At 67.8% G+C, this 5599-nt stretch carries 6 protein-coding genes; 3 read left to right on the top strand and 3 right to left on the bottom strand.

All coding sequences use genetic code 11. The features are described from left to right. The 3 genes from WA317_RS20495 to trmB form a co-directional block, all read right to left on the bottom strand. On the bottom strand, positions 1–91 hold a 91-nt coding region (locus WA317_RS20495), incomplete at its 3' end, for a hypothetical protein (RefSeq protein ID WP_425174770.1). A 61-nt stretch (positions 92–152) separates the two neighbouring features. Continuing rightward, entirely contained in the window at positions 153–905 is a 753-nt protein-coding gene (locus WA317_RS20490) for an NYN domain-containing protein (protein ID WP_425174768.1), read from the bottom strand. Continuing rightward, entirely contained in the window at positions 902–1693 is a 792-nt protein-coding gene (trmB, locus tag WA317_RS20485; protein WP_425174769.1) for a tRNA (guanosine(46)-N7)-methyltransferase TrmB, read from the bottom strand. The genes WA317_RS20490 and trmB overlap by 4 nt, the downstream gene beginning before the upstream one ends. A 198-nt stretch (positions 1694–1891) precedes the next feature. On the opposite strand from trmB, the gene WA317_RS20480 reads away from it, so the two are divergent. From WA317_RS20480 to WA317_RS20470, 3 genes are all read left to right on the top strand, one after another. Next, positions 1892–2881, top strand: a complete 990-nt coding sequence (locus WA317_RS20480) for a hypothetical protein (protein ID WP_425174767.1) — start codon at positions 1892–1894, stop codon at positions 2879–2881. A gap of 22 nt (positions 2882–2903) precedes the next feature. Beyond that, complete coding sequence (locus tag WA317_RS20475) at positions 2904–4448, top strand: hypothetical protein (RefSeq protein ID WP_425174766.1); 1545 nt, start codon at positions 2904–2906, stop codon at positions 4446–4448. Positions 4449–4607: 159 nt separating this feature from the next. Next, on the top strand, positions 4608–5599 hold a 992-nt coding region (locus WA317_RS20470), incomplete at its 3' end, for a phosphoenolpyruvate carboxykinase (GTP) (protein ID WP_425174765.1).

Below are 5599 nucleotides of genomic sequence, written 5' to 3'. Positions count from 1 at the left end.
CGAAAACACCGCCCAACAGGCACAGAGCTACCGTGACCCCAATCACGATGTACCGGTAGCGGTACACGGTTCGACCCCACCAGGCGAACACGCAAGCTCCTTACTGGATCGTTAACGACCCGCGCATTGTCTTTCGGCTTTTCAAGCCAGTGTCACACACGCGCGGTCAACAGCGCTGACAGTGGCCGGAACGGCTGCAGCCACGCTCCCTGGTTAGGTAGCGAATCCAGGCCGATTCGCGGCAACGGCTCCCGGAACACGCCAGCAATGTCTTCCAGGTCGACGAAGTCCAAGGTATCCGACGCTAGTGCCCAACTCGCATGTTCGCGAAATCCGAGTACCTGCACAGGCACTCCGCTGCGGGAAATCTCCTCCAACGGTTGCCGGAACGCTTGGCCATCGGCCGAAGCCACCACCAGAGCGGCCAGTCCTTCGCTGCACCGCAGCGCGATGTGGCGCAGCATGTCGGCGTCGACGTCGCTGTTGTCGTCGACCTTCGGCTTGGCGAACACCGCGAAACCCACGTTGCGCAGAGCATCGACCCAGGGGCGAACGACGTCGGCGTTGCCCGGCGCGATGTTGGTGAAGACGGTGGCCTCCGGTTCCGCCGACACGTTCTGCCGACCGCCGCCGATCTCGGCGGTGCGGGCCAGCAGCCAGCGGCCCAACGCGTCGAAGCGTGGGCGTTCCAGGCCCGTCGGACGCCGGCCCAATATGGAGCCCAGTCCCATGTCGAGGTTGGGGGCGTCCCACACCAGCAGGACCCGGCGGGTCGGCGGCGAGAAAGCGTGGGTCCCGACGGTTGAGGGGTCGGCCGACGGTTCATCGGACGGGCCCGCCAAAGACGCCGCAAACCCCTCGGCCGGTTCGGCTGCGTCAGCTCTTGCTTCTTGCGTCACGCTCACGGCTCGCATCTCTCCCAGAGCAACTCGGTGACGGCACTGCCGGCATGTCGAGCCTTCGTCTCGTATTTGGTCGTCGGACGGGTGACCGAGATCATCAGTTGTGTACGGGAGTCCACCCTGCGAAGTCGTGGCTCGGCGTCCCCGGTCTCGGCGATGTGGGCGGCGTAGCCGGGGTGGTCGGTGGCAGCGTGCAGGACACCGCCGGGTCGGAGTCGGTCTGCGATGAGCGCGACTGTCGCCGGCTGCAGCAGCCGCCGCTTGTGGTGGCGTGCTTTCGGCCAGGGATCGGGGAAGAACACCCGCACACCGGTGAGCGAGCCCGGTGCGATCAACTGCGCCAGAACGTCGACGGCGTCGCCGCGGATGAGCCGGACATTGCGCACATTCTCGCGCTGCACAGCGCACAACAACTGCGCCAGCCCGCGGCGGTACACCTCCACGGCGATCACGTCGATGTCCGGCTCGGCCTGCGCCATCGCGACTGTCGACGTTCCGGCGCCGCAGCCGATCTCCAGCACTACCGGAGCTGCGCGCCCGAACCAGGCAGCGGTGTTGAGCGGTTGAGCGACCGACGTGCCGTCGCGGCGGGGGACGTCCAACCCGTAGTCGGGCCACAGCCGCTGCCAGGTCTGCTGTTGGGCGCCCGAGAGCGCGGAGCGTCGAGACCGGAAACTGGTGACTCGCGGCAAACCCGCCAGGTCGCGCTGCGCGGGCACACCCGTATCGTGCGGGTTCGGCGATGTAGCCGCTGCCCCGCACTGCGCATGCATCCGTCCATCGTGGCTTATGAACCGTCGATGTAGCCGCCCTGTGGTGCAGATTGATACCCAACAGTTGCCTTCTGCTGGTATCGAGGCATCGTGCCGGGCCTCGACTGGGCATGGTGGCTCGCGTGTCGGCGGCCCGGATGTCACCATTCCGTAGGGCCCGCCGACGGGCGTGGGCAGCAGGAAAAGAGGTCGTGCGATCGCAACAGCAGGCCGAACGTGAGCGCACCGGGCCACCGGCTCTTTGCCGATGAGCTGGCGTCTTTCGCCGTCGAGGCCGCCGAGCCGCGACTGATGGCGATCGCGCAGCGCATCGTTGCGCCGCTGCGCGTGGCGGTGCACGGACGCCGCGGCGTCGGCTCGAGCACGGTCGCGCACGCGCTGGCTGCCGCGGGTCTCGCAGTCACGGCGCCGACAGTGACTCCCGAGGCGGTGGTGCAGGTCATCGCCGAGGTGGTCAAACCCGAGGACCGGGTCGCCGTCGCTGCCGCCAGCCAACCGGTGTTGGTGGTGCTGAACAAAGCCGACTTGGCAGGGCGCCGCTGCAGGGAGCTTGGTGAGCTCATCGGCGCGCCCACGGCGCCGATGGTCGCGCTCCTCGCCGTCGCCGTGTTCGACGACGTCCTGTGGTCTGCGCTTCGGCTGCTCACGGACCAGCCCGCCGACCTCAGGTCTCCGGACGCCTTTCTGGCCGACGCACACCCTGTGTCGACCGCGACGCGTCGGCGTCTGCTCGAAACCCTTGATCTGTACGGCATCGCGCTGGTGGTCGCTGCTTTGCAGCGGGGCGCCTCCGAGGCGGCGATCGCTGCGCTGCTGCGCCGCGCCAGCGGTGTCGACGCCCTCCTCGATCAGCTGGATACGCTCAGTCGGGGCCCGCGCTACCGGCGGGTGTTGGACGCCGCTGCCGAACTGGAAATCCTTGCCGTCACCGACGATCGAATCAGCGACTTTCTGCGCAGCGACGAAACGGTGATCGGCCGGATGGCGGCCGCCGTCGACGCCGTTGAGGCGACCGGGCTGAAGGTGGACCCCCGCGACGACGCGGCCGCGCATCTGCGGCGAGCGGTGCACTGGCAGCGCTACGCCCGTGGCCTGGCGTCCGTGCTGCTTCGCAGCTGTGGCGCAGACATCGCCCGCGGTTCGCTTCGACTCTGGACGCGCGCCGGCGACGATGCAGAGCGAAGCGATGAGGAGGAGCGGCGCTGATGATTCACGCCGGAGGGTCGATGTGACCGATCCGGGGCGCGACGATCCGGTCGCCGAGGTGGACGCGCTGGTTACTGCGATCGCACCGCGGCTGTCCGCGTCGGCTGTGCAGCGCGTCGACGCGGTGCTGGTGACCGGTCCGTGGCTGGCGGGCGTCAGCGCGGTGGCCGCCGCGCTCGACGAACAGCTTCCGGAACACACCGTGGTCGAGGCTCAGGACTTGAGCGGGGGTGAAGTGCCGACTGCGGTGGTGTTCGTCGTCTCGGCGGCCGCCGCGCTGACCGAATCGGACTGTGCGCTGATCGACGCCGCGGCCGCCCACACCGACGTCGTCATCGCCGCAGTGTCCAAGATCGACCTGCACCGCCAATGGCGTGACCTGATGGCCGTCGATCGCGACATCCTGGCCGCCCACGCCCCGCGTTACCGCCGGGTGCAGTGGGTCGGCGTGGCCGCAGCACCTGAACACGGGCAGCCTCAGGTCGATGATCTGGTCGCCGCCGCGCGAAAGCGGCTCGCCGAGCCTGATATCGCACGGCGCAATCATCTGCGCGCGTGGGAATCGTGGCTTCAGGCGGTAGTGAGCAGGTATGAACGTGACGCCGAAGGCGCCGGCCGGCAGTCGCGTGCGGCGGTGTTGCGCGAGCAGCGCAGCACCGCGCTGCGGCAGCGACGACTGTCGAAGTCCGAGCGCACGATCGGTCTGCGCAGCCAGATCCAGCAGGCTCGCGTGCAGTTGTCCTACTTCGCCCGTAACCGCTGTGCCTCGGTGCGCAACGAACTGCAGGAGGACGTCACGGCTCTGACCCGGCGCGCGCTGCCAGGGTTCGAGCCCGACGCCCGGCGTCGCATCGACGATGTCGTCGCCGAGGTCGACGAGGGCTGCACCAAGCATCTGGTTGACGTAGCGCAGGTGGCCGGGCTGTCCGACTGCCCGCAGCCGATGCCCATGCCGTTGCCGCGCGTCGAGTTCCCCGGCCCCTCACTGCGGTCCCGGCGGCTGGAAACCCGGCTGATGATGTTGCTGGGCGCCGGCTTCGGGCTGGGCGTCGCGCTGACGCTGACCCGGCTGCTGGCCGACCTGGCGCCGGGCCTGACCGTCGCGGGGGTCATCGCCTGTGTGGCGATCGGTCTGGCGCTGGCGGTCTGGGTGGTCGGCACCCGGGGTCTGCTGCACGATCGGGCCGCGTTGGACCGCTGGGTCGGCGAGGCCACCTCGTCGCTGCGCGCTGCGGTCGAGCAACTCGTCGCCACCCGGGTGTTGACCGCCGAATCAGCACTGAGCTCGGCGTGCGGGCAGCAGGACGAGGTGGACGCGGCGCGGGTAGCCGATCAGGTCAGCGGATTCGATCGCGAATTACGCGAACATGCCGTCGCCGACGCACGCGCCGCAGCGTCACGCGACCGCGAAATGCCGGCATTGCAGACGGCGCTCGATCGGGTGCGAGCCGAACTGGGTGATCAAAAAGCCGGATCAGTCGACGATCACGTCACACCGGGTGGGCCGGTCGGCGGCCAGAGCGGACAGGGTGACCCCGCCGAAATGGAGCAGCAGCGCCTTAAATGACGCGTTTATCACGCTTCTGAATCGTTCCTGTGAGTGAGCCGATACAAACCCGACCCGTTTTGGGTACACGACAAGCGATAACCTGTTCTAAGGGCTACCGAAAAGTCGCAGGCACGGAATTCGTCGCCTGCTCGCATACATGTAACGCAGGAGACTTCGATGACCTCAGCGACCATTCCGGGTTTGGATACCGTGCCGACCGAGCACCAGGGCCTGCTTTCGTGGGTGGCAGAGGTTGCCGAGCTGACCCAGCCTGAGCGGGTGGTCTTCGCCGACGGCTCTGCGGAGGAGTGGCAGCGCCTCGCCGATCAGCTCGTACAGGCCGGCACCTTCAGGAAGCTCAACGAGGAGAAGCACCACAACTCCTACCTGGCGCTGTCCGACCCGTCCGATGTGGCACGCGTCGAGTCACGGACGTTCATCTGCTCCGAGCGCGAGGTCGACGCCGGCCCGACCAACAACTGGACGGATCCGGCCGAGATGCGTGCCACCATGACCGAGCTCTACCGCGGCAGCATGCGCGGGCGGACCATGTGGGTGGTGCCGTTCTGCATGGGTCCGCTGGGTGCAGAGGACCCCAAGCTCGGTGTGGAGATCACCGACTCGGAGTACGTCGTTGCCTCGATGAAGGTGATGACCCGGATGGGTAAGGCCGCGCTGGAGAAGATCGGCACCGACGGGTTCTTCGTCAAGGCGCTGCACTCGCTCGGGGCTCCGCTGGAGCCCGGCCAGACAGACGTGCCCTGGCCCTGCAACGACACCAAGTACATCACCCACTTCCCGGAAACCCGCGAGATCTGGAGCTACGGCTCGGGGTACGGCGGCAACGCGCTGCTGGGTAAAAAGTGCTACTCGCTGCGCATCGCCTCAGCGATGGCCCGCGACGAGGGCTGGCTGGCCGAGCACATGCTGATCCTCAAACTGATCTCCCCGGAGAACAAGGCGTACTACTTCGCCGCGGCGTTCCCGTCGGCCTGCGGCAAGACCAACCTCGCCATGCTGCAGCCGACCATCCCCGGTTGGCGCGCCGAGACGCTCGGCGACGACATCGCCTGGATGCGGTTCGGCAAGGACGGCCGGCTGTACGCGGTCAACCCGGAGTTCGGCTTTTTCGGTGTCGCTCCCGGCACCAACTGGAAGTCGAATCCCAA

Origin of the sequence: Mycobacterium sp., assembly GCF_049802695.1 — a bacterium.
GTDB lineage: Bacteria > Actinomycetota > Actinomycetes > Mycobacteriales > Mycobacteriaceae > Mycobacterium.
This window is presented reverse-complemented; position numbering and strand designations above follow the sequence as displayed.